17 protein-coding genes are annotated in these 25,024 nt (G+C 39.3%); 7 read left to right on the top strand and 10 right to left on the bottom strand.

All coding sequences use genetic code 11. From position 1 onward, the window contains the following. The 4 genes from VGE44_RS17800 to VGE44_RS17785 all read right to left on the bottom strand — a co-directional run. The coding region (locus tag VGE44_RS17800) for a SusD/RagB family nutrient-binding outer membrane lipoprotein (protein WP_331081686.1) at window positions 1-932 on the bottom strand (932 nt) is incomplete at its 3' end. Window positions 933-949: 17 nt separating this feature from the next. Next, complete coding sequence (locus tag VGE44_RS17795) at window positions 950-4,543, bottom strand: SusC/RagA family TonB-linked outer membrane protein (protein ID WP_331081684.1); 3,594 nt, start codon at window positions 4,541-4,543, stop codon at window positions 950-952. Window positions 4,544-4,724: 181 nt separating this feature from the next. Next, on the bottom strand, window positions 4,725-5,903 hold the full coding sequence (locus VGE44_RS17790) for a FecR family protein (protein WP_331081682.1): 1,179 nt from the start codon (window positions 5,901-5,903) through the stop codon (window positions 4,725-4,727). Between the two features lie 416 nt (window positions 5,904-6,319). After that, window positions 6,320-6,865, bottom strand: a complete 546-nt coding sequence (locus VGE44_RS17785; RefSeq protein ID WP_331081680.1) for an RNA polymerase sigma-70 factor — start codon at window positions 6,863-6,865, stop codon at window positions 6,320-6,322. 272 nt (window positions 6,866-7,137) lie between these two features. Between VGE44_RS17785 and VGE44_RS17780 the strand changes: the two genes are divergently transcribed. From VGE44_RS17780 to VGE44_RS17770, 3 genes are all read left to right on the top strand, one after another. After that, window positions 7,138-8,439 carry an amidohydrolase/deacetylase family metallohydrolase gene (locus tag VGE44_RS17780; RefSeq protein ID WP_331081678.1) on the top strand — a complete coding sequence of 434 codons (1,302 nt, stop codon included), beginning with the start codon at window positions 7,138-7,140 and terminating at the stop codon, window positions 8,437-8,439. Window positions 8,440-8,622: 183 nt separating this feature from the next. Then, on the top strand, window positions 8,623-9,906 hold the full coding sequence (locus VGE44_RS17775) for a hypothetical protein (protein WP_331081676.1): 1,284 nt from the start codon (window positions 8,623-8,625) through the stop codon (window positions 9,904-9,906). Window positions 9,907-10,021: 115 nt separating this feature from the next. Continuing rightward, a complete protein-coding gene (locus tag VGE44_RS17770; RefSeq protein ID WP_331081674.1) occupies window positions 10,022-11,689 on the top strand; it encodes an L-lactate permease in 1,668 nt (555 codons plus the stop codon). A gap of 453 nt (window positions 11,690-12,142) precedes the next feature. Here VGE44_RS17770 and VGE44_RS17765 read toward each other — a convergent pair whose 3' ends face one another. The 4 genes from VGE44_RS17765 to VGE44_RS17750 form a co-directional block, all read right to left on the bottom strand. After that, window positions 12,143-13,366 (bottom strand): aminotransferase class V-fold PLP-dependent enzyme, encoded by a 1,224-nt coding sequence (locus VGE44_RS17765; protein ID WP_331081672.1) that lies wholly within the window; start codon window positions 13,364-13,366, stop codon window positions 12,143-12,145. A 59-nt stretch (window positions 13,367-13,425) separates the two neighbouring features. After that, window positions 13,426-15,000: a sodium:solute symporter family transporter gene (locus VGE44_RS17760; RefSeq protein ID WP_331081670.1), complete on the bottom strand. Its 1,575-nt coding sequence runs from the start codon at window positions 14,998-15,000 to the stop codon at window positions 13,426-13,428. A gap of 29 nt (window positions 15,001-15,029) precedes the next feature. Further along, window positions 15,030-15,332 (bottom strand): DUF485 domain-containing protein, encoded by a 303-nt coding sequence (locus VGE44_RS17755; protein ID WP_331081668.1) that lies wholly within the window; start codon window positions 15,330-15,332, stop codon window positions 15,030-15,032. A gap of 265 nt (window positions 15,333-15,597) precedes the next feature. Beyond that, window positions 15,598-16,824: a DUF5009 domain-containing protein gene (locus VGE44_RS17750; protein WP_331081666.1), complete on the bottom strand. Its 1,227-nt coding sequence runs from the start codon at window positions 16,822-16,824 to the stop codon at window positions 15,598-15,600. Between the two features lie 137 nt (window positions 16,825-16,961). Here VGE44_RS17750 and VGE44_RS17745 point away from each other — a divergent pair, with 137 nt between their 5' ends. From VGE44_RS17745 to VGE44_RS17730, 4 genes are all read left to right on the top strand, one after another. Then, on the top strand, window positions 16,962-17,645 hold the full coding sequence (locus VGE44_RS17745) for a peptidoglycan recognition family protein (protein ID WP_331081664.1): 684 nt from the start codon (window positions 16,962-16,964) through the stop codon (window positions 17,643-17,645). A gap of 106 nt (window positions 17,646-17,751) precedes the next feature. Beyond that, a complete protein-coding gene (locus VGE44_RS17740; RefSeq protein WP_331081662.1) occupies window positions 17,752-18,138 on the top strand; it encodes a hypothetical protein in 387 nt (128 codons plus the stop codon). Between the two features lie 81 nt (window positions 18,139-18,219). Then, window positions 18,220-22,572: a CusA/CzcA family heavy metal efflux RND transporter gene (locus VGE44_RS17735; RefSeq protein ID WP_331081660.1), complete on the top strand. Its 4,353-nt coding sequence runs from the start codon at window positions 18,220-18,222 to the stop codon at window positions 22,570-22,572. Window positions 22,573-22,578: 6 nt separating this feature from the next. Then, window positions 22,579-23,709: an efflux RND transporter periplasmic adaptor subunit gene (locus VGE44_RS17730; RefSeq protein WP_331081658.1), complete on the top strand. Its 1,131-nt coding sequence runs from the start codon at window positions 22,579-22,581 to the stop codon at window positions 23,707-23,709. 68 nt (window positions 23,710-23,777) lie between these two features. Here VGE44_RS17730 and VGE44_RS17725 read toward each other — a convergent pair whose 3' ends face one another. Both VGE44_RS17725 and VGE44_RS17720 read right to left on the bottom strand, forming a co-directional pair. Next, window positions 23,778-24,557, bottom strand: coding sequence for a creatininase family protein (locus VGE44_RS17725; protein ID WP_331081656.1), 780 nt, complete (start codon window positions 24,555-24,557; stop codon window positions 23,778-23,780). 70 nt (window positions 24,558-24,627) lie between these two features. Further along, window positions 24,628-25,023: a RidA family protein gene (locus tag VGE44_RS17720; protein WP_331081654.1), complete on the bottom strand. Its 396-nt coding sequence runs from the start codon at window positions 25,021-25,023 to the stop codon at window positions 24,628-24,630. Between the last annotated feature and the right edge of the window lies 1 nt (window position 25,024).

The following is a 25,024-nucleotide window of genomic DNA, read 5'->3' as shown; positions in this document are numbered from 1 at the left end:
ACAGGTAAACGTGGATCTGAAGTGTTTTTCAGATGATCGATAAATTTACCAGACCACTTGCTACCTTCAACATTATCACCACCAGGGCTTGTAAAATCACCAACAATGTAAGTATTTACGCGTGGGTTCATTTGTCCTGTTACGTTTGCATATTTAATGTAAGCTATATCTGCAAATGATGTCATAACACCACCTGCTACAGCTTTTTCAACCCATGACTTTGCAGTAGCTGGCTCTATATCGGACATACGCATGCCCAAACGAGCCATTAAGGTATAACCAAACTTTTTCCACTTTGCAACATCACCTTTGAAGTAAGGATCGGCATTCCCAAATACATTAGGTTTGGTAGGATCCATTGATTTCAATGCAGTTTCCAGTTCAGTAAGCATGGCAGCATAAATACTTTTTTGAGTATCATATTTAGGCTTTATTACGTCCAAACCTTTCATTGCTTCTGAATACGGCATATCACCCATCAGATCGGTTTGCTGGTGAAAGGCCAGAATTCTAAGAATCTCAACCGCAGCGCGCTTATTTACATTTTCTGCACCAGGGATCTCCTTTGCTAATTGTAACAAACGATTCCAGCTGACCGGAATTGTATTGTTAACACTGTTATTGGTAGGGTTTACTCCTCTGTAAATATTAAAATTACCCGCAGTGCCATTAAAATTATAAAATTTATCACCGGTTGCAGGAACTTCTTTATAAGATGAGAAGTATTGTAAACCCTGTCCTAATGCACGGTAATTCTCACCGGGTACACTACCCAAAGCTGCTGCAGTAAATGAATATTCCGGAATTACATATTCAATTGCATCCGGGTTCTTGTTCAGATCGGTCAGTTTCCCGGTATTACACGATTGTATAGTTGAAACCACAAAAACTGCTCCGGCCACATATATCAATTTTAAGAATGTCTTTTTCATGTTCTTAGATTTTAGTATTAGAATCTTAAATTCAGGTTAAAGCCAATATTTCTGGTTCTTGGCATAGCCACACCCTGACTCCCTTGTGCATTACCCACTGTCTCCTGCATTTCAGGATCAATACCTGCTTCTTTAGTTCTCTTATCCTGATAAAGGATAGCCAGATTCAAGCCAGTAATACCAATTGAAGCTGATTGAACTTTCATGAATTTAAGAGCACTAACAGGAAGATTATATTTCAATACTGCACGACGTAATTTGACAAAATCAGTTTTATAAACCCATTGTCCAGGATAAGCATTACCGAAGTTATTGTAATAAGTATCCAATGTCGCTACATCCCATAATTTAGTAAATGGAGCTCCTGTCTGATCAACACCAGTTACGGTTAGACCTCCCTCACGACCGGGAAGAGTCTGTGGTGTATGACCAAAACGTGTTGCATACTGAATTAAGTTACTGTAACCCACAGCACCAAATTTAGAATCAATATCCACAGTTAAACTGAATCGCTTATAACGGAAATTATTACCTAATCCCATCAGATAAGGAGGATTTCCTACTCCCATATCCTGTAAAACTCTGTCTTCATATCCGGTTGCCTTGTTGTAAACTAATGCTCCGTTAGCATCCCTTCTCATAACATAAGCACGTACAGTTGAATAAGGTAAGCCAACTGCGTTTATCATTTGAGGGCCACCGATACCATTACCTAAGGTTAAGACATCGATTCCTTCTGCAAGTTCTACGATCTTACTTTGATTGTAACCAAAGTTATAATTCACGTCCCATGAGAAGTTATCCTTTTTAACAGGGGTACCAGTTAAACTAATCTCCCATCCTTTGTTCGTAACCAAACCAAGATTTCTTCTACCTGCTGCATATCCAGTAGCTCCTGAAATTGGCGGAGAAAGAATGTCATTTCTGGTTCTTCTGGAATAGTAGTTCACATCTAAACCGATACGGCTATTCAGCATCTGCACCTCAAAACCACCTTCAATGGTAGCCACTGTAACAGGGCGAATATTAGGATTATTAAGAGTATTCGGATTACTTAAGGTTGGAATACCGTAAGCATTCTGAGTACTTACAGCATAGGTCTGATTGATACTACCTGCATTTACAGTAGCACTACCTACCTCAGCCCATGAAGAACGTAATTTTGCATAATCTATAAACTTAGGCATTTTAACAACCTCAGAAAGAATAAAACTAGCACCAACTGATGGATAGAAGATTGAGTTAAATCCAGGATTCAATACAGAGAACCAATCCTGTCTTCCGGTTACAGTTAAGTAAAGGAGATTATTATAATCAATATTTGCTTCTCCAAATACTGAATTTGTTCCACCAGAGGCAGTACCATCCAAAGTAGCATTATTGTAACTAACTAAATCTCTATTAACCAAATTGGTAACACTGTAGAAATCTGGAACAACCCACTGTGTTCCGTTTGCAGTGCTGCTTCTGTTGGCATCTCTTTCACTTTGTGCACCGGCAAGAATATTCAACCCAATTTTATCCTTTAAAAAACGTTGATTATAATTTACAATACCCTGGAAGTTAGTCTTATCAGTTTGTTCAAGCCCAGATCTGAAATAACCAAGTGGTGTAAATGCATTTGTGGCCGGAACATAAAAAGATTCAGTGTAATAATTGAAATCCCTGGCAACAGTACCTTTTACAAACAAATTAGGTAAAATATTCGCCTGAACACTCGCACGGCCAATTAAACCCTGACGATCATCTTTATTTCCCAGCTGGTAAGCAGCATAATAAGGGTTAATAGCCGCAGGTACCGGATTCCATTCTAATTCTCTACCTGTTGCTGCATTGATACCTGGTTTTGATGGATCTGTACCAGCCATGTTGCGAACATCCACAGTGTTTGCAGCAAGATAAACAGGCCATGCGGCGTTGATCTCTGCATAACCCACGTTTGGTCTGTTTACACCTCCAACAACATTGTATTGAAAGCTGGATTCTATAGTTAAGAAATCATTCTTACCCATTTTACCAGTAACATTTAAGTTGGCTGTTTTTCTCTTATAAGTTGAATTTGGTTGCTGGTCCTGTGCACGGAGATCACTTACTGATAATCTCATTCTCAATTTTTCACTACCTGCATTAAATGCAACGCTATTTGTAATATTCTGACTTGTCTGGTAAAAATTCTTGATATTATCTTTTACATTAAAAGGAGAATAAGGACGTGCAACACCATCAAACTGTAATACCATTGAACCGTCCATTTTTGCACCATAAGAAAGACGTCCTGAACTCAATGCTGCAGCAGCTGTTGCTGGCTTAACACCATCATTTCCTTGTCCGTATTCATACTGGAAATTCGGGAACACTGATGGAGAACCAAAATTTGCATCAGAAGTAAATTCAATTCCGACACCTTTTTGAGCTGAACCTTTCTTTGTTGTTATCAAAATTACACCATTTGCAGCCTGTGATCCGTAAAGAGCAGCAGCAGCACCACCTTTCAATACAGAGATTGTTGCAATATCATCAGGGTTCATTCTGGAAATACCGTCACCGCGGTCAACGTTCAAACCACCTGAACTTGTTGCAGGCCCACGGTTTCCGTTATTAATTGGCATACCATCTACCACATAAAGAGGCTGCTGGTTACCATTCAATGAAGTATTACCACGGATAATAACACGGCTGGAACCACCTGCACCAGAGTTAGCCTGGGTTGCATCAACACCAGCAATTTTACCTGTCAGTGAATTTGCGATGTTGTTCTGACGTGATTCGGTAAAATCTTCACCACGAACTTCCTGTACAGCATAACCTAATCCTCTTTTTGCCTTGGTAACACCAAATGCCGTTACAACCACTTCGCTTAATGCCTGACGATCTTCAACCATGGTTACATTGATGTTGGTTCTGCCATTTACAGCAACTTCCTGAGTAACATAACCGATATAGGTAAATACCAGAATCGCATTTTCGGGAGCATTTAATGTAAAATTTCCGTTTACATCCGTTGATGCACCTGTATCAGAACCTTTTACACGAACACTTACACCAATTAAAGCTTCGCCAGTAGCATCGATTACTTTACCACGTATGTCAGCACGTTTCTGCTCGATAGTGAAACCAGATACTTTAGCTGATGTCTGAGCACTTAATAATCTAGAATCACGATTATCAGGTACTAATGTAAATTTAGAGGTTTGCTCTAAAAATCGCTCATCTCTCCTTTTCAGAATAATTGTATTCTCTGTAATGGTATAGGTTAAGGGCTGGTTTTTAAACACCTGATCCAAAACCTCCTCCAAAGAAGAATTATTTGCTTTCACAGTTACAGGAACTGTATTTCTCAGCAATCTGGTATTATAAAGAAAATCATAACCCGTTTGTTTTCTGATTTCAGTAAAAACTTTATCCAGGTTAGAATTTTTTTCATTTAACGTAACATTTTGCGAGAAGCCTTTTGCATTTACCTGCAAAAAAGCAACTAAAATTAAAATGGTAGTTAGCTTCATAATTCGTAGCGTTTGATTCGAGACCACCTTTATAAGTCTCTTGCCGGTAGAATTTCCGACTTTGTTAATGCAGGAATTACTGCATTCACTTAGTAAAACATTTTTCATATTTTTACATTTTAAGTTTGTTTTGGTTAATTAATTAAAATTTCGTACTCACGGAATTTAATACAAGAGATTAATCTAAAACTTATTCCGTCCCGGGGCGCAATCCGGGGCGGTTTTTTATTTTAATCCCTATAATAAAATTAGCTGGTATCGTTTTTCATCATATTATTTGGATTAAGGTTTATGGCATTGATTTAACTTTTAATTTCTTTCCTTTTACAGTGAATTTTACTCCACCACTTTCTTCCATAATTTTGAGAACTGCTGATATCTTCACATCGTTAGAAATAAAGCCTGTAAATTCATCTTTTGGTATTTTACCTTCATAAACCAGTTCAACATCATACCAGCGTTCAATTTCACGCATAATTTCCTTGATTGGTGTATTTCTGAACTTGAAATAGCCATTTTTCCAGGCAACAGCTTTTTCTGTGTCGGCATTTTCTATACGAATACCAGAATGTGAGGCTTTAGTCAAGGACTGCTCTCCTGGTTTTAGTAGCCTGGTATTAGAAATCAGATTTGGTTTAGAATTAAGGATAACTTTAACACTTCCTTCCAATAAAGTTGTCTTAACGTAATCTTCATCATCATAGGAGTTTATGTTAAAATGTGTACCCAGAACTTCTACGATCTGGTTACCGCTTTGCACACGAAAAGGAATATTTTTATTGGGTGAAATCTCAAAATACGCCTCCCCTTTCAATTGAACCTTTCGTTCATTGCCGGCGAAAGTAGTTGGATAACTTAGTGTAGAAGCCGAATTTAACCATACCTTACTCCCATCAGGTAAACGAACCTGATATTTACCTCCTTTAGGAGTTTGAATTGTATTGGTCACAGAACGATTGGCCATAAATTTAGTCCTGTCTCTATTGTTATTTTCGTAAACAATCTGTCCGTTTTCTGTTTTGGTTATCGCGATATTCCCCTGACTGGCAAGCAGCCCATTAGCAGCATCATCCAGACTTATCTTTGAACCATCTGCAAGTGTTAAAATAGCTTTATTATACCCGGGAGCTATATCATTCCTGACATCGATCTCAGCAAAATGTTCAGGCTCGGCAAGTTCTCTGCTAGAGTAAAAATATATACCTGTGGTAATAGCCAGCAAGATCATCGCTGCAATTGAAATTGATTTTAAATAATAAAATCTATAAGAATACTGATCTTCTTCAAGGGGCTGAATTGTTTCCTGAATTCTTTCAAAGATATTATCTCCTATCTGATCAATCTCCAGATCTGATTCAGGTTGTTTTTGAAAACTGCCATAGAAGTTAAGTAAACGCTGTTCCTCCTCCAAAGAGGCCTCTCCGGCAATATACTTATCCAATAGTTTTTGAAAATCTTTCTTATCCAAAACAGGGTGTTTGATATGATGAGTAAAAAAACAGGCTTATCCCCTAGTTGAAATAAAAAAAAAATGATAATTGAGAGTGTAGACCCGATAGTATTCGGGTGGAGAGCTGAACAAATTGGGAATAGGAAATGGGAAATGGGGAATAGGAAATAGGAAATAGGAAATGGGGACCCGATAGCCATTGGGTGGGGAATTAAAAACTGGAAGATAACAATGGAAAAGAGTGCGTATAGAATTAACAAACTAAAATAAAAGGGAGGGACTACTTAACAACTGAACGACGTTGAACCTTATGTCAACACTTGTCTAACACTATCTATATCGGTATAAGGTCGGTATAAGGACGGTATATGGTCGGTATAAGCCTTGAGGAGTACTTAATCAGATAGTCTAATATACTGAAAATAATGTAAATGCTAGAACAATCCAAGAGAAATCCTCAATTGGCGGAGTGCTTTATTCAGGTGATTTTCAACAGTTTTGGTCGAAATATCAAGTTGTGATGCAATTTCCTTATGTGATAATTGTTCCTCACGGCTTAATTTATAAACCACCTTGCATTTGGCAGAGAGTTTATCTACAATCGAATTTATCTGGGATAGCAGTTCGCGATGCTCAATATTACCATATTCAGAAGGTGATTCCATGCGCTCAAATATATTCTCGAACAAATCTTCACGGACTGAGCTAAAACGAACCTGCCTGTAAACTTCATAACGGGTTGAAGCGAAAAGATAGGATTTTAATGATACTTTAATTTCTATTAATTCTCTTTTATTCCAAAGATTGATAAAAATTTCCTGAATGATATCCTCACAAACCTGCTGATCATGCAAGACATTATATGCAGAAGAAAATAATTGATTCCAGTATTTTTTGTAAATAAGCTTGAGTGCTATATCATCTCCCGACCGTATCCGATCCATCAATTCTACATCCTCAATTTTTAATTGCTCACTCATACAGTCAATAAAACTATTAAATAAAAAGTAAAAATCAAAATTTACCAGAGAGCATAAGCTAAACCCCGCGAAGAAATATTTTACTAAAATAGAATTTTGTCAAAAAAACAAATCCTTCTGTAACAAAAAAAATATTATTGCCAGACTAGGGGATATATTCATAAATTAACACTCCATATTACCGGTGAACCATTAACCAGGAATTAAATTTCTTGTTAATGGTTTAAAATCAATAAGATAAACCAAAATAATAAAAACCTAAAACGAGTAAAATGAATCAAAAACATCTTTTTATTTTCGCCCTGCTCTTCTCTGTTTATCTGAGCGTTCAGGCACAATCGCCCAAGCCTTATAACATTGTTATAAAAGGGGGCCATGTTATTGATCCTAAAAATAACATCAACACTGTGATGGATGTTGCTATTAAGGACGGAAAAGTTGCCATGATAGCAAAAAATATCAATGCTTCAGAGGGAGTTCAGGTTGTTAATGCTAAAGGTATGTATGTTACTCCGGGATTAATTGACATCCACGTTCACTTCTTCTGGGGACATGATGGGGATGCTTACATGAATGCTCCGGCAAGTTTACCTGCGGATGGTTTTACTTTCCCCGCAGGTGTTACAACTGTTGTGGATGCAGGTAGCCCTGGATGGAAAACTTTTGAATTATATAAAAAGCAAACGATAGAGAAATCTCAAACCCGTGTACTTGCATTTTTGAACATTGTTGGTCAGGGTATGGCCGGTGGCAAATATGAGAACGACATCAATGAGATGGATTCTCAAAAAGCCGCTGAAATGGCAAAAAAATACCCAAATGATATTGTCGGTTTCAAACTTGCTCACTTCAACGGTCGCACATGGGTACCAACTGATCGTTTAATGGAGGCGGGTCGTCTGGCGAACCTTCCGGTTATCGTAGATTTTGGTGGCGCAACCCCATTCCTTCCATTAGATTCACTATTCAACGTGAAATTTCGCCCTGGCGATATCTATACGCATGCTTTTGGTGGAAACGGAAGTACAAGCCCTAATGGACGCGAATCAATTGTTGATGTAACTACAAATAAGGTAAAACCATACGTAATCAAAGCACAGAACAGAGGAGTTATATTTGATGTGGGTTTTGGAGGATCAAGCTTCCTGTTCAATCAGGGAACCCCTGCAATTAAAAGCGGCTTCTATCCTAACTCAATCAGTACTGACCTTCACACAGGAAGTATGAATAATGCAATGAAGAATATGCCAAACATCATGTCGCTATTCATGGCAATGGGAATGGATCTTCAAAGTGTAATCAAAGCCAGCACCTGGAATCCCGCACAAGAGATTAAAAGACCAGAACTGGGTAATCTTTCAGTTGGTGCAGAAGCTGATGTTGCCATATTTACTTTAAGGGAAGGAAATTTCGGCTTCTATGCCAGAGATGGTAAAATTGCTGGAAAAAACAGGTTAGAAACTGAAATGACAATCAGAGGCGGAAGAATTGTTTATAATTTAAATGCAATTGCTGAGCCTAATATTCTTCCAAATCCTCCAAGAACCAGGCCAGCAAGACCTGCAACAAACTGATAGATTAAATTCATTTAAATAGTATATATGGGCACCATTCGATGCACATTTAGAAAAACAGGGCTATTAACCCTGTTTTTTTCTTGCTCTGTATTTTGTTTTGCACAACAGAACAGTCCCAGAGCAGCACCGCCAATAAAGACACCAGTATCATTAAGGGCAGATATAACTGTCGAAAAAGTAATGAATATAGGCCGTCTGGGAGTTAGATTAATTCTAAACCCAAAAACCAGGGAGTTCTGGTACTCAACTTTTGATGGCAATGTATTCAGGATATCAGATTTTGATACCCCTGAGGCAAAAGAACACCAGATTTTCAGTGCTGAAGACCACGGTATCACCCGACTGCAGGGTGCTGCTTTTTTAGGAAATACTTTATTCCTGTGTGGCAATATCAGTGTAAACAATGGTAAAGGAACGAAAGGCCGCATGGTAAAATATGAGCTGTCGGGATCCAAACCGGTATTGAAAGAAGTTTTCAATACTGTTGAATATGGAACCAATGCAACCACATTTGATCATGGCTGGAATGCCCTTGTTGTTAGTCCGGATAAAAAATTCATTTATGTAAACTCCGGAGCCAGAACAGATCATGGAGAAGTTCAGGATAATAAAGGTGCTTACCCTAATGCCCGCGACAATGCCCTGACAGCAAATGTCTTCAGAATCCCTGTAAATGCCGAAAATTTGCTTCTGGGTACTGATGCCGCGAAGCTAAAAGCAGATGGTTATCTGTATGCGGAGGGTATCAGAAATGCTTATGATATGACCTTCGATGGTAAGGGTAATTTATTTGGCGTTGTAAATTCGGGTGATTATGACCAGTCGGAAGAAATGTTCTGGATCAGGCAAGGCCGACATTACGGCTTCCCATGGCAAATGGCCGGAGTCGAAAACCCACAGCAATTTTCACCTTGGGAACCAGATCCGGCAAAAGATGCATTCATTAGTCCCGGCTCACATGCCTGGATTGTAAAATATTTCAGGAATGACCCGGACTTTCCAAAAATCCCTGAAGGGGTTAAATTTTCGCCGGGAGTTCAGAATCTGGGACCTGACGCCAATGAATACCGGGATATTGCATCTGGCAAAATTGTAGACGGTGATATTACCGGAAGAACTGTGAGCACTTTTAATGCCCATAGTGTGCCACTGGGTCTGGTTTTTGACGTAAAGAACGTACTATCACCTGAGTTTAAAGGTGATGGATTCGTTTTCAGATATGGTGGAGGCTCTGACCGTCCCGGAACCAATTTATTAAGAAAAGCCGGAAAAGACCTGATGCATTTGGATATGTCTTATAATTCGGCTGCTGATAATTATTATATGAGAACTACTACATTGGTTAACAATTTCAATGCACCTGTGGATGCCGTTATGGTTGATAATAAAATCTATGTGATGGAGCATGGAACGGCAAATTCTGAAGGTGGAAGAATATGGAAAGTCACTCTCCCAAAAAAATAATTCAATAGAATTAATTCCAATCCCCGGTATCGATTTCAAAAATCAATACCGGGGATTTTCTATTCAATTTTATTTATAAATTGTAAGCCAATAATCAAAAACTAAACTCTTTAAAATGGAACAAATCTGGTCTCAAAATTATGATCCCTTAAATAATGCCGTGCTGTCCACTATTCTTGCAGCACTCCCAATAATCGTTCTTCTGGGATCCATTGCTGTATTCCATATCCGGATTCACCTGGCAGCTGTTTTTGGTTTGACAGTCGCTATCGGAGTTGCACTTTTTGTATACCAGATGCCTGTTCAAACCGTTGCTGCGACAACACTTTATGGTAGTGCTTATGGCCTCTTTCCTATTGGCTGGATTGTCTTGAATCTGATATTCCTGTATCAGCTAACAGTCAATAAAGGTTTGTTCACCTTGATCAGGATGCATTTATCAACCATTGCACCCGATCCAAGAATACAGGTAATTCTGATTGCCTTTGCATTCGGTGCCTTTTTTGAAGGTGCAGCTGGTTTCGGAACTCCGGTCGCTATCACTGCTGCTATTTTGATACAGCTTGGTTTCAGGCCACTGGCGGCCTGCGGACTATCTTTGATAGCAAATACCGCTCCTGTTGCATTTGGTGCCCTGGGAACCCCTATTATTGCCCTTGCGGCTGTAACAGATATAGATATACTAAAATTATCTGCCATGGTGGGAAGACAACTGCCTCTATTCTCATTCATCGTTCCATTCTGGGTAATCTGGGCCATGGCAGGATTCAGGGGAATGATCAGTGTATGGCCTGCAGCACTTACTGCCGGTTTATCATTCGCGGTGACACAATTCCTGGTTTCAAATTACCACGGACCATGGTTAGTCGATATTTTTGCCTCAATTGCATCTATCGTTTCTATCATTGTCCTGCTTAAATTCTGGCAGCCAAAAACTATATGGGAACTACCAAAAGCAGACGACGTGATTCCAATAGCTGCAGACCCCGTCTCAGTCTCTACGAAAGACATGGTACGTGCCTGGACACCATGGGTCATACTTACCATATTCATCTTTGCCTGGGGAGTTCCTACAGTTAAAAAATCTTTGAATTCTATATCAGCGCCGGAATACCAGGTTTCATATCTGCATAATCTGGTGAAACGCTCCCCTCCCATTGCTCCGGTTCCAAGCATTGATAAACCGGCAAAAACCGAAGAGGCTGTTTTCAAACTAAACTGGATATCGGCTACAGGCTCAGGTATTTTAGTTGCCAGTCTAATTGCAGGTTTTGCAATTGGTTATTCTATTCGTGAGATGCTGAAAATTTACCTGCAGACCTTGTGGAGGGTTAGATTCTCACTGATTACTATAGCAGCAATGCTCGGACTAGGGTATGTAACCAAATATTCGGGGGCGGATGCGACCCTGGGGCTGGCTCTCGCAAAAACAGGAGTTCTTTATCCATTCTTTGGAACCATGCTGGGATGGCTGGGAGTTGCGTTAACAGGTTCTGATACTGCCTCGAATGTATTATTTGGTAGTTTGCAAACCATAACGGCTAAACAAACTGATGTCAGTCCGATTCTGATGGCTGCCGCCAACAGTTCAGGAGGTGTAATGGGGAAAATGGTTGATGCTCAAAGTATTGTTGTAGCTAGTACCGCAACAAACTGGTATGGGCATGAGGGACAGATTCTTCGGTATGTATTCTTCCATAGTATTGCTCTGGCTGCGCTTGTCGGACTTTTTGTCTTCCTGCAGGCTTATGTAATACCGTTTTCGGATATGGTTGTGAAGTAGGAAGGGAATGGGAATGGGGAATAGGAAAAGAGAAATAAGAAAAGGCTGACAGGGTTATGAATCCTGTCAGCCTTAAGGCCTGCTTGTATTCCTTCCTGCCTATGTTATAACATTCTCGGATATGGCGGCTAAATCAGGGAATAGTTAACGGGAAGTGGGAAATGTTTAAAAGGGTCTCGCAGAGACGCGAAATATAACACCTAAATTAAATGATATTATATAATCTGTAGCCCCTTGCGTCTTGGCGTCTTTGTGAGAAAAAAAAATCAAGCAGTTTCAAAGGATAAAATGAGGTCGTGGCTTTCGCCACGATGACAAATCAATTTTAAAATTGAGGAGATTCCGGTTCGGAGACCGGAATCGGATTGCATCATGGCCTTGGATAGCAATTAATAAAAAAGGCTGACAGGGTTTTGAACCCTGTCAGCCTTATAAAACCCTTTCAGCCTTATCTCAGGCTTTAGATAATTCCTCTTTTATACGGGAAGCAACTATTTTTTCTTCTCCCGGAACCATAATGAAAGTAACCAGTGATATATTGTTCTTACCTGCATTTAATTCAATACCAGGTTCTCCTTTACTCAGTCTTTCCTGAATCTGCTGACCGGTAAAAGGAATGACCGCCGGATCCCAAGATATCTCAAGATTAGGAGTAGCATTAGCCAATTCAGGTACAAAAACACGTGTTTTAACACTCTTGATATTTTTTACGGCATTTTCGATATGGGCAATCTGTTTCATCCAGAAATTCCATTCATCTTCACCTGTACGTATGAATTTTTCAATAGCAACATACAAACCCAGAATTTCTTCCTTGTTAACTTTATGACCTCTTCCAATGGTGCTTCCTCTTGGTGAAGCGCTCAACCGGGCTGCAGCAATCAAATCTTTCCTGCCCATCAATACTCCAGAGCTTTGAGGACCACGAATTGCCTTTCCACCTGAAAGACATACCAAGTCAAAGCCCATATCATTGAATTTCCAAAAATTTTCAATTGGAGGAACGTCGGCTGCTATATCAATAAGTGTTGGAATATTGTGTCTTTTTGCAACTTCCAGCCATTCTTTGTGTTTGATCTGACCAGAGTTTGTATTGCAATTCATAAAGGCCATCATTGCTGTTTTTTCATTTATGGCACGCTCAAGTTCCTCGCGGGTCTCAACCCAAACCATGGTTACACCACAATTTTTCATAGCCTGATAGTAGCCAATATTATGACCCTTCTGCAAAATAACTTCTGTTTTCATACCACTGCCCTCCAGATGAGGAATCATCGCAGCTTTCTTTGCATCAAGCCCCGATAATACACCAGCAGTTCCCAGCATAATTGCAGAAAATGCTCCTGAAGTAACGGTTGCAGCTTCAGCATGGCATAATTCAGCAATTTTGGCACCTACTTTATCCTGCAGTTCATCCAGCATGCAATATCTTCTGGATGAGTTTTTTATTGCATCAAGCACTTCATCCTGCATCAGCGACCCAGTCATAAAGGTTAGGGTTGCTCTGGCATTAATGAATGTACGGACACCTAATTCCTTGAATAAATCTCTTTTTGCCGCTGCTGCGGCAGTGTTAGCTACATTGGGCAATGCAGCAGCTGCGGCACTTTCCCCTGATAAAATCCCTCCGGCTAATGGAAGAACTGTTAAACCTTTAAGAAGGTCTCTACGTTTCATATAATTAGTTTTTATAGTAAAAAAAATGTCTGATCGGCCTATGGCGGATCAGACATCGATTATTTTTCAGAACCGTGACCGAGATAAGTTCTGAGCTTTTCACTTTCGAACAAATCGGCTGCTTCTTTTTCTGGTTGTAATAGTGAGACAATGATACCCACTACGAAGGCTGAGGTCATTGAAACGATGGTAGGATTTTTCAGAGGGAAAATCGCCTCTGAATTGCCCATGATATCAACCCAAACTGTAGGACTTAGAACAATCAGTATCAAAGCGAGGGATGCTCCGGTAACCATACACCAGACAGCACCCTTAGTGGTAAATCCTTTCCAAATGATTGACATAAGCAATGCAGGAAAATTTGCACTTGCTGCTATTGAGAAAGCAAGTCCAACCATGAATGCAACGTTCTGACCTTTAAACATCAAGCCTAAGGCAACTGCAAGCACTCCTAAGAAGATTGTCGCTCTCTTTGCTACTTTCATTTCCCCCTTTTCATCAGAAACACCATGCTTCACCACGTGTACATAAAGGTCGTGCGAAATAGTTGAGGCACCCGAAAGTGTAAGACCTGCAACTACTGCAAGAATTGTTGCAAATGCTACAGAAGCAATAAAACCAAGAAATGCACTTCCACCTGTATTCTCTGCAAGCAGGAGTGCGGCCATATTACCTCCCTTATCAAGACCTAAGATTGCATCTTTACCTACAAGAGCAAGTGCAGCAAATCCGATGAAGAAGGTTAAAATATAGAAGTATCCAATGAAACCGGTAGCAACAAAGACAGATTTTCTGGCAGCCTTATCATCAGGTACAGTATAGAAACGCATCAGGATATGCGGAAGGCCCGCAGTTCCAAGCATCAATGCTAAACCAAGTGAAAGCGCATCAAATGGATTGGTAATAAAACCTCCCGGTGCAAGCATATCGGCTCCATATTGAGATTTTACAGAAATGAATAATTCTCCAGGACTGAAATTAAATTTAGCAAGTGCAAGCAAAACTAGAATAGTAGCACCTGAAAGTAAAAGAACCGCTTTAATGATCTGCACCCAGGTTGTTGCAAGCATACCTCCAAAAAGCACATAGGACGTCATCACTATCCCAACTACAAAAACTGCTATTTCGTAATCAAGTCCAAATAGCGTTTTGATTAAACTACCAGCCCCAACCATCTGTGCAATCAGATAAAAGGCAATAGTCATTAATGAGCCTGCTGCTGCAGCAATACGAATTGGTCTTTGTTTTAAACGAAAGGCAACCACATCGGCAAAAGTATATTTACCAAGATTACGGAGTGGCTCTGCAACCAAAAACATAATTAGCGGCCAGCCAACAAGAAAACCAATAGAATAGATCAGTCCATCATATCCTTTAGTTGCCACCATCCCGGCTATACCGAGGAAAGAAGCAGCACTCATGTAGTCTCCTGCTAATGCAAGTCCATTTTGAAAACCTGAAATATTCCTGCCGGCAGCATAGAATTCAGAACCTGTTTTGGTTTTTTTTGCAGCCCAGTACGTAATGTAAAGCGTGATTGCAACAAACAGGAAGAATATTGCGATTGATACCGGATTTGCAGTTCCCAGAGTAGATGGGGTAACTTCCGGACTGATTTGAAGTAATAAGTTCAAAGACATATATTTTATAGATGTATAGATATTTAGATAATTTCCTTTTTGATTTCCTTTACGGCTTCATCGTAATAATTGTTCGCCCAATAAACATATGCTCCTGTGATTAACCAGGAAAATAAAATAATCCCTAAACCAACCACAATTGCTAAATTAAGAGATTCACCAATAGGAATTTTAAGTGAGTCTTTATCATAGGCTACTAAAAGCAAAAAACCTATGTAAACAAAAAGCATGACGAATGTGAACGATAGAGATATATTCCATCTGTTTTTAACAAGTTTCTTGAATGCCGCACTTTGAAGAATCTCGTGTGTGTTTGTTTTACTCATAATCTTACCTGTATTTGTATCTAAAAAAATTAATTAAAAAAGGATTTGTATTCAGAAAATGTTTGCCATTGAAACCCAGGAAAACCGGTTTTATATCATGGAAATAATGCTGCCATAAACGAATCTATAATTCTATGAAAAAAAATTGAATAAGCGGCCTTATTGCAGTTAATCTTTTAAAAGTCATAAAATCGTTACGCTTTTGTTACAATACCCGTACCGCCGTTAATGATCTGTCCATAATTGTCAAATATGCTGTCAAAAGCTAAATTTTAAGTTTCAAACCAAGTCGATTCAGTGAACGGGTTACCAATACACATAAAAGTGCGAAACAAAACGACTTCAATAAGCCTAATCCTCCCGTTAAAAGAAGGTCCGGAAGTTTTAATCCAGTGATTCTGACGATTGCATAAGCAAAATAAGGTATGAGATAGCAAAGCAGGGTGTCAGTGCCTGCAGGTTTTATGATGTCGAACAACTTACTCTTTTTCCATACATCTGCTACCCAATAGATCAGGGTAAAGGCCATTAAAGTAAAGGCTGAACAAAGAAATAACCATGCGGGGGTAGCGCCTAGTTTAGCAAGGCCCCAATATGGGCGCGTTATTATTGATAAACAAATTAAAACCAATGATGAGATCAGAAATATTATGGTGAGTCTCCATCGCTCATTTATTTTAACATAATGCCTGAATACATAGGATGTTAAAACCCCTCCCATTGTAAGTGCGGGCAAAGTGCCACCCAAAATGGCACCAGGAATGTATGCTGATATACTTCCGGGAACCAAACCTGCTTTATTTACCATACTCAATACACAAAAGAAAATCCAGGCAGACAGAAGTGCATAGAAATTATTTCTTGAGAATAAGGTAACTAAGGCACCGGCAAGATAAGCCCAGCCTATTAAACCAAGAATACCCCACCACTGGCTTGCAAAACGAACATCTCCATTTTCGCCTCCGCGATAATAATAAGCTAAAACTGTTAAAGTAATGATGCCAGAGATCTTCAGGATATTTTGCAGCGCTATATTGACCTTACTTGAATAAGTATTCCAGATTAAAATAAAACAAAAGCAGCTTAGCGGATACCAGAGCCAGCCGGGGATTCCCATTGCCGCAGCATTAACAGTTTCACCGTTAACAAGAAATACACCCATCACCAATAAAGCAATAGTCCTGAATAAAATATGCTGAACAATATCAGCGGTAGTATCGCCTTTTTTTATCCTGTTAGCAATGGCGTATGGTAATGAAAGTCCCACAATGAACAGAAAAGCGGGGAAAATTACGTCTGAAAATCCTATACCATCTACCCCTCTTTTTACATGTTTCAATCCTTCCGGGATATCAGTCAGTGACCAGAAATCGTTGACAAAGATCATAAGTACCATCGTAATAGCCCTCAAAATATCGATGGAGGATATACGCTGTGCTGCAAAGCCGGGCTTGGGATTCTCTAACTGATTTTCTGCGACATTTGTTATCATCTTACAATTTTACTATTGGATTTCTGGATAAACAATCCGGCATACCAGTTTACTAATGTAAAGAAATAGCCATGATTATTCAGATCGATAATATTACATTTATAAAAAAATAACCCGAATATTCTTAAAAAAAAGACATGACATCAAATCTTAGAAGATCAATCCTGCTACTATCCATCATCTTTAGCTCGGGCATGCAAACAAATATGGTCTTTGCCCAAACCTTCAGAACATTCAATAAGCCTGTGGTTTTTGATGAACTTAGAAAAAAGCTCTCGGTTGAATACCTGAAAGAACGTCATGGAATAATCCAGGACTCTGCCACTATTGTTCCCCGAATGATCGTATTACATTGGACAGCCATCCCCACCCTGGAACAATCCTTCGATGTGATGAACCCTGCCCTTCTGCCCGGTGCAAGAAGTGGTATTGCAGGGGCAAGCAGTTTAAATGTGGCCGCACAATTTCTCGTGGATCGGGATGGAGTCATTTTCAGGCAATTGCCTGAAAATGCCTTCGCGCGCCATACTATTGGGCTAAATTATTGCGCCATCGGAGTAGAAAATGTTGGAGGCAGTAATGCTCCATTAACTGAAGCACAACTGGATGCAAATGTGGCATTGATCAGATACCTCAAGAAAAAATACAATATTGAATATGTGATCGGGCACCATGAATACAAATCATTTATCGGTCACCCGCTATGGAAAGAAAAAGATCCAAATTACCTGACTAATAAAACTGATCCCGGTGACGAATTTATGAGCAAGGTTAGAGAGCGTATTAAGGATTTAGATATTATGGGAGCTATTCAAAAGTAATCAGCTCTTTAAGGCCGATAAAATTCTGTGAGACGAATATTTATATCCAAAAAGGGTATCATCAGGCAGAGGTTTATAATAAAAGATTTTTTCGTAACTTTGAATATTGAAAAAGTTATTATCCATATTACTTATTTCAGTCTATCTGATTTCAACAACTGAATTTTATCAGGTGTTAAAATTTCCTTTGCTCGCAGAGCATTTCAATGAACATAAATCATTGAATAAAGGGACAACATTCTGGGATTTCCTGGTCATGCATTATACAAACAATGATGTTAAATATGCCGACCATGACAAAGACATGCGTCTTCCTTTCAAATCTCATGAAGGTTCTGTACATAGTATCGTATTAACATTTATTCACAATCCTGCTGTCCTCACACTTATCAAACCTGTAGTGATTGATTTGAATGAATATAATCTCAGGGAAAATATCTGTTTTAATTCCACCTACCTTTCCAATATCTGGCAGCCGCCAAAATTCTGTTAACAATTTTATAATTCTTTTACCAACTCTAAATCAGGAGCAGGTACATTTTTATTATCAATAAATTGTTAAACAATACAATATATGTTAAACGCAATTATAGAGTTTTCCGTAAGGAATAAACTAATTGTAGGATTGTTTGTCATCGGGCTTATTGTCTATGGCACTTATCAAACAACAAAACTACCAATAGATGCTGTTCCAGATATCACCAATAATCAGGTTCAGGTAATCACTGTTGCACCATCATTTGGTGCAACAGATATTGAACGATTGGTAACCTTTCCAATCGAACAGGCAAACAGTAATATTAAGGGAATCAAAGAGATCAGAAGCTTTTCCAGATTTGGTCTTTCATTGGTAACCATCGTCTTTAATGATGATATAGATGTTTACTGGGCAAGGCAGCAGGTTGCTGAGCGTCTTCAGCAGGTACAGACCATAATTCCTCCGGGTATAGGAACGCCGGAATTAGGTCCCATTTCTACTGGTTTGGGCGAAATTTACCAGTATGTGGTGAGGCCAGAAAAGGGCTATGAAAATAAATATGATGAAACTGAACTCAGGACGATTCAGGACTGGATTGTAAGACGTCAACTACTTGGAGTTGAAGGAGTTGCTGAAGTAAGCAGTTTCGGAGGAAAGCTAAAACAATATGAAGTAACGGTTGATCCCAATAAATTACAATCCTTTAATATTACCATCCATGATGTTTTCAATGCGCTGGAGCAAGGAAATCAGAATACGGGTGGAGCCTACATTGAAAAAGGACCTACTGTACTTTTCATCAGATCAGAAGGACTTATAGGTTCTAAAGAAGACATAGAAAGCATCAGTATAAAAAGCACAGAAAGTGGCTCACCTGTATTCATCAGGGATGTAGCTGAAATCAACATCGGATATGCAACACGATACGGGGCTATGACCTATAATGATGAGGGTGAAGTGTCGGGGGCTGTTGTAATGATGCTTAAAGACGCCAATAGCAGTGAGGTAATTAAAAATGTTAAAGAGAGAATTGCCATAATTCAAAAAACATTACCTGAAGGGGTAGTCATTGAACCCTTCCTTGACCGGACGAAAATGGTAAACAATGCCATTTCTACTGTTGAAAAAAATTTGATGGAGGGGGCTTTGATTGTTGTCTTCATTCTGGTGCTTTTTCTTGGCAACTTCCGGGCTGGCTTACTGGTTGCGTCTGTAATACCATTGGCTATGCTTTTTGCGATTATTTTGATGAATACCTTCAAAGTAAGCGGTAACCTGATGAGTTTAGGAGCACTTGATTTTGGTTTGATTGTGGATGGCGCTGTCATAATTGTAGAAGCTGTGATGCATCAGATATCACATGGCAAAAGGTACGGGATGGTCAATCGTCTGACCCAATCAAATATGGACGATGAAGTCAAGAAATCAGCTAGTAAAATGATGAATAGTGCTGTTTTCGGACAAGTAATTATACTGATTGTATACCTGCCTATTTTAACCTTACAGGGCATTGAGGGCAAAATGTTTAAACCCATGGCACAAACCGTTGCATTCGCACTGCTGGGGGCTTTTATACTATCTGTTACTTATATTCCAATGATGAGTGCCTGGTTTTTAAGTAAAAAAGTAAAACATAAACCAAATCTATCAGACCGGGTAATGAACCGGATAGAAAGGTCTTATCAAAATTTACTTTCAAAAGTATTACGTTTTCCAAAAGCTGTGCTGGGAACTGTTATTGTGCTTTTCATTACAGCAGTATTTATACTTACAAGACTTGGCGGGGAATTCATTCCGGCACTGGAAGAGGGAGATTTTGCAGTTGATACACGTGTATTGACAGGAAGCAATCTAAATACCACAATTGAGAGTACCACAAAAGCTGCCCATATTCTCAAAACGCAGTTTCCTGAGGTTATAAAAGTTGTAACTAAGATTGGAAGTGGTGAAGTTCCTACCGATCCGATGCCAATGGAGGCAAGTGATATGATGGTCATTCTTAAGGACAAAGCAGAATGGACCACTGCAAAAACCTTTGATGAACTGGCAGAGAAAATGGGAAAAGCACTTCAGGATGTACCGGGAATTACAACGGGCTTTCAGTATCCTGTGCAGATGCGTTTTAATGAATTAATGACTGGTGCGAGGCAGGATGTGGTTTTGAAGATCTTCGGTGAAGACCTCGATACTCTGGCAAAGTATGCTGACAATCTGGGAAAGATTGTAAATACAGTTAAAGGTAGCCAGGATTTGTTTATTGAGCCCGTGACAGGAATGCCACAAATTGTTATTGAGTATAACAGAGCATCAATTGCTCAGTATGGTTTAAAAATTTCTGATATCAATAAGGTAGTGAATACTGCATTTGCAGGTCAAAGCACCGGGCTTGTTTTTGAAGGAGAGAAGCGTTTCAATCTTGTTGTGAGACTAAATAACGATAAGCGGAAAGACCTGGAAGATGTACGAAATTTATTAATTCCTACTCCCAAAGGCAGTAATATTCCACTCTACCAGCTTGCTAATGTCGAGATCAAGGACGGCCCTAATCAGATACAGCGGGAAGATGCAAAGCGCAGAATTGTTGTGGGTTTCAATGCAAGAGGACGTGATGTACAGAGTATTGTCAATGAACTGCAGTTAAAAGTTGATGGGCAGATAAAACTTCCGGCAGGATACTATATCACTTATGGTGGTGCATTTGAGAACCTAAATGCAGCTAAGCAAAGACTGATGATTGCCGTTCCGGTATCTTTGCTTCTCATTTTTTTACTTCTGTTTTTTGCTTTTAATTCAGTGAAGCAGGGCTTAATTATCTACACGGCCATACCCCTGTCGGCTATTGGTGGAATTTTCTTTTTGGCACTCCGTGGGATGCCGTTTAGTATCAGTGCCGGAATTGGTTTCATTGCATTATTTGGGGTTGCAGTTCTAAACGGAATTGTCCTTATCGCCGAATTCAACAGGCTTAAAACATCGGGACTTAAAAATTTAAATAGAATCGTACTTATGGGAACAAAAATTCGCTTGCGTCCGGTAATGATGACTGCATTTGTAGCATCTCTGGGATTCTTACCAATGGCACTGAGCAGCGGAGCCGGGGCTGAAGTACAGAAGCCTTTGGCTACAGTAGTAATTGGGGGTTTAATGATTGCTACCCTCCTGACTCTATTCGTTCTGCCAATACTCTATATCATTTTTGAAAAAACAGGAAAACTCAAAGTTTCAAAGGCACCGGCCACCTTACTGTTGCTAATAGCTTTTTCAGGTATCCTGGAAGCAAATGGACAGGAACGAATAAGTCTTCAGGCGGCTATTGACACCGCATTGAAGAATAACTTATCAGTTAAAAACGAAAAGCTCAAAGCTGAATATCAGCAAAAGCTTATCAGTTCATCAGCTAATATTCCGCAGGCGAATTTGAGTACAGAGTTTGGGCAGATCAACAGTATTTATAATGATAATCGTTTCGGTTTAAGTCAGTCATTTAGTTTTCCAACTGTCTATTCCAATCAAAAAAAGGTTCTGAATGAAGAATGGAAGGCCTCAGTTTTAAGTGTTTCATTAAAGGAAGCTGAAATCAAAAAGGCAGTTTCTCAGATCTATCACAGTATTATTATTCTTAGGGAGAAGGAAAAACTTTTATTGCAGGCAGACAGCATCTATTCAGAATTTGTGAAGAAAGCCAATTTAAGGTTTAAAACAGGTGAGAGTAATGTATTAGAGAAAGCAACGGCACAAAGCCAGCGGGGGGGTATTTTTCTGCAGCTAAAATCCTTACAGGAAGAGATTCAACTGGCAAAACTGCAAATGGCTTTGGTTCTCAACTCTGCGAACAGATATGAACCGGTTGAAAATTCAATAAGAATGGATTTGCCGGCCATGATATCTTTTCAGGCATTAGAAGAACATCCCCTATTGAAAATTACAGATCAGCAGAAGATAATCACTGCCGCAAACACCCGGCTTGAGCGATCCAAAATGCTTCCTGATTTAAGTCTTGGCTATTTCAATACCAGTATTCAGGGTACAGGTGCAGATAATATACTGTATTCCCAATCCAAACGCTTTAATTCGGGTCATATCGGAATTGGGATACCCATATTTGCAGGTGCTCAGAAAGCCAGAGTAAATGCTTCAAGAGTTCGTGAAATGATAGCTGATAATGAATATCAGAATCAGCTTCAAACGATTGAAAATCAATATCAAAGTGCCAAATCACAATACGAAAGTTATTTGGAAGCTGCCAATTATTTTGAAAGGAACTCCCTGCCAGAGGCAAAAACAATCAGTCAGACAGCTGATAAACAATTTATAAATGGTGAAATCAACTATCTGGATTGGGTAATGCTGAATAATCAGGCTATAGTTATCCGCAATAATTATCTGGATATCATAAAAGCTTTAAATGAAAGCATTATTAATCTAAATTATTTAGGCTCAAAACAATAAGAACTAATGAAGAATCTACTAATAATTTCTGCTTTTCTACTAATAACAGCCTGTGGAACCAAGAGTCCTACGGAAGAGCTTAAGGCAGATGCAAATGCAAATCAAAATACAGTGAGTCTTACTCAGGCTCAATTCAAATCTGCAGGAATTGTACTCGGTAAACTGGAGAATAAAAGTATTGCTTCTGTACTGAGGGCAAGTGGTACAGTAGATGTTCCACCCCAGAACATGATATCTATTTCAATGCCATTGGGAGGATATTTAAAGTCGACAAGACTTTTGCCTGGAATGCAGGTAAGAAAAGGCGAAACCATTGCGATTATGGAAGATCAGCAATACATACAGTTACAACAGGAATACCTTACTGCCAAATCGAAGCTGGTGTTTAGTAAAGCTGAGCTCGAGCGTCAGAGGGAATTAAATCAAAGCAAAGCAAGCAGCGATAAGATCTTTCAGCAGGCTCAGATGGACTATAGTACATTAAGTATAAGCCTGAACTCGCTGGCCCAAAAACTGCGCCTGATCAATATTAATCCAAATAATATAACTGAGAATAATATTTCAAGAACTGTTCCGCTATATTCGCCTATTAGTGGTGTTGTTTCGAAAGTGAATGTCAATATTGGACGATTTGTAAATCCATCGGATATACTTTTTGAAATTATCGACCCATCAGACATACATTTAAATCTGAAGATATTTGAAAAGGACCTTGCTAAACTTTCTAAAGGGCAAAAATTAATGGCTTATACCAATAATCAGCCTGATAAAAAGTACCCCTGTGAAATCAGCCTGATCACTGGAGATCTCAGTGAAGAACGAACCGCTGAGGTACATTGTCATTTTGAAAATTTTGACAAATCCTTAGTACCCGGAATGTATATGAATGCTGAGATTGAAATAAAAAGCCATGAAACCCTTGCCATTCCGGAAGAAGCAATTGTTAGCTTCGAAGGTCTGGATTACGTATTTATTAAAAAGAGAAGACTGGAATTTGAGATGAAAGCCATTGAAACCGGTGTAAAAGAGAATAACTATGCAGAGGTAATCAATAGTGCTGCCTTTGCCGACAAAGAAATAGTAACAAAGGGAGCCTATACCCTGCTGATGTCACTTAAAAATAAATCTGAAGAGTAATTGTCTGGCAAATAATATAGGCCCTTTGCTTCTCGCAAAAGGCCTGTATTATAAAATTCAATATTAAATCAGGATTTAATGTACTTTCTTCCCTTCAGTTTATAGATATCCGATACAAGTTGTTTTAAAGCGGCTGTAACACATTCGCCAATACGAACACCTTTTTCGGCAGAGGATTTAGTTGGATCACCATAAACACCATTGGGTGTCAACTCCTTCATTGTGCGATAAAAGGAAATTTTAGGACCGGATAACAAATCTCCCTCCACCGAAGGAAATGCCGGTACATTTGCCCCAGGCTTGATCAGCGATTCCTGAACTAAATGGGGGGCAATAACCTTCATCAAAGAAGTCTCAAATTCGCAGGCATGGCCCGTGCCTCCGGGACCTGTTTCTGTAATTTTCAATAGTTCCTCTTTTGCTACATTCCACCAGGAAGCACCAAGGATATGAGCATCGGGATTAGCAAATCCAAGCTGTTCAATAATGACCTGCATGATACCCTGATTACCACCATGACTATTCAGCAGAATAATATTATAAAAACCATGATTCAAAACAGATAGAATGATCTCTTTTACTGCTGCTGAAAATGTAGCATGACTTAACGTGAGAGTCCCGCAAAAGCCCATGTGATGATCTGAGCATCCGACGGCGACAACCGGCAGAATCAGAACCTTGTCTGCGATCTCTTTATTGAGCAGACCTGAAAAATATTCACCTATCATTCTGTCGGTAGCTACCGGCAAATGAGCACCATGCTGCTCTATTGCAGCAATGTTCAAGAGAACCGGAGTTTGTTTATCCAGTGCAGCAAGCTGTAAGGATGTAAGTTGATCCCAAAACATAATTAACTATTTAGAAAAATATACCACTGGATATCAGTTCAAACCGATGATCCTGTGGCATGTTTTATATTTACTTCTTCGAAATTTTAGCAATTGCATCAATCTCCACTTTGATTCCGAAACCTAAGCCAGACTGAACGGTAATACGTGCCGGACGAACGCCGGTAAAGAACTCAGAATAAACCTTATTGTATCTGTCCCAATCCTTAATATCAGCAAGGTGTACAGAACATTTCACCACGTCATCTAATGTACCGCCGGCAGATTCAATCAGGCATTTTATATTATGAAGTGTCTGAAGTGTTTCTTCCTCAATGGTTCCTCTTACAAAATTACCAGTCGCGAAATCAACAGGACCCTGACCACTGATATAAACAGTGCCATCAACTTCAACAGCATCTGAATATGCTCCAATTACAAAATCCTTGTTTTTTTGTTCCGGATGAAAAATTTGTCTTTTACTCATT

The organism is Daejeonella sp., assembly GCF_036405355.1.
GTDB lineage: Bacteria > Bacteroidota > Bacteroidia > Sphingobacteriales > Sphingobacteriaceae > Daejeonella.
This window is presented reverse-complemented; position numbering and strand designations above follow the sequence as displayed.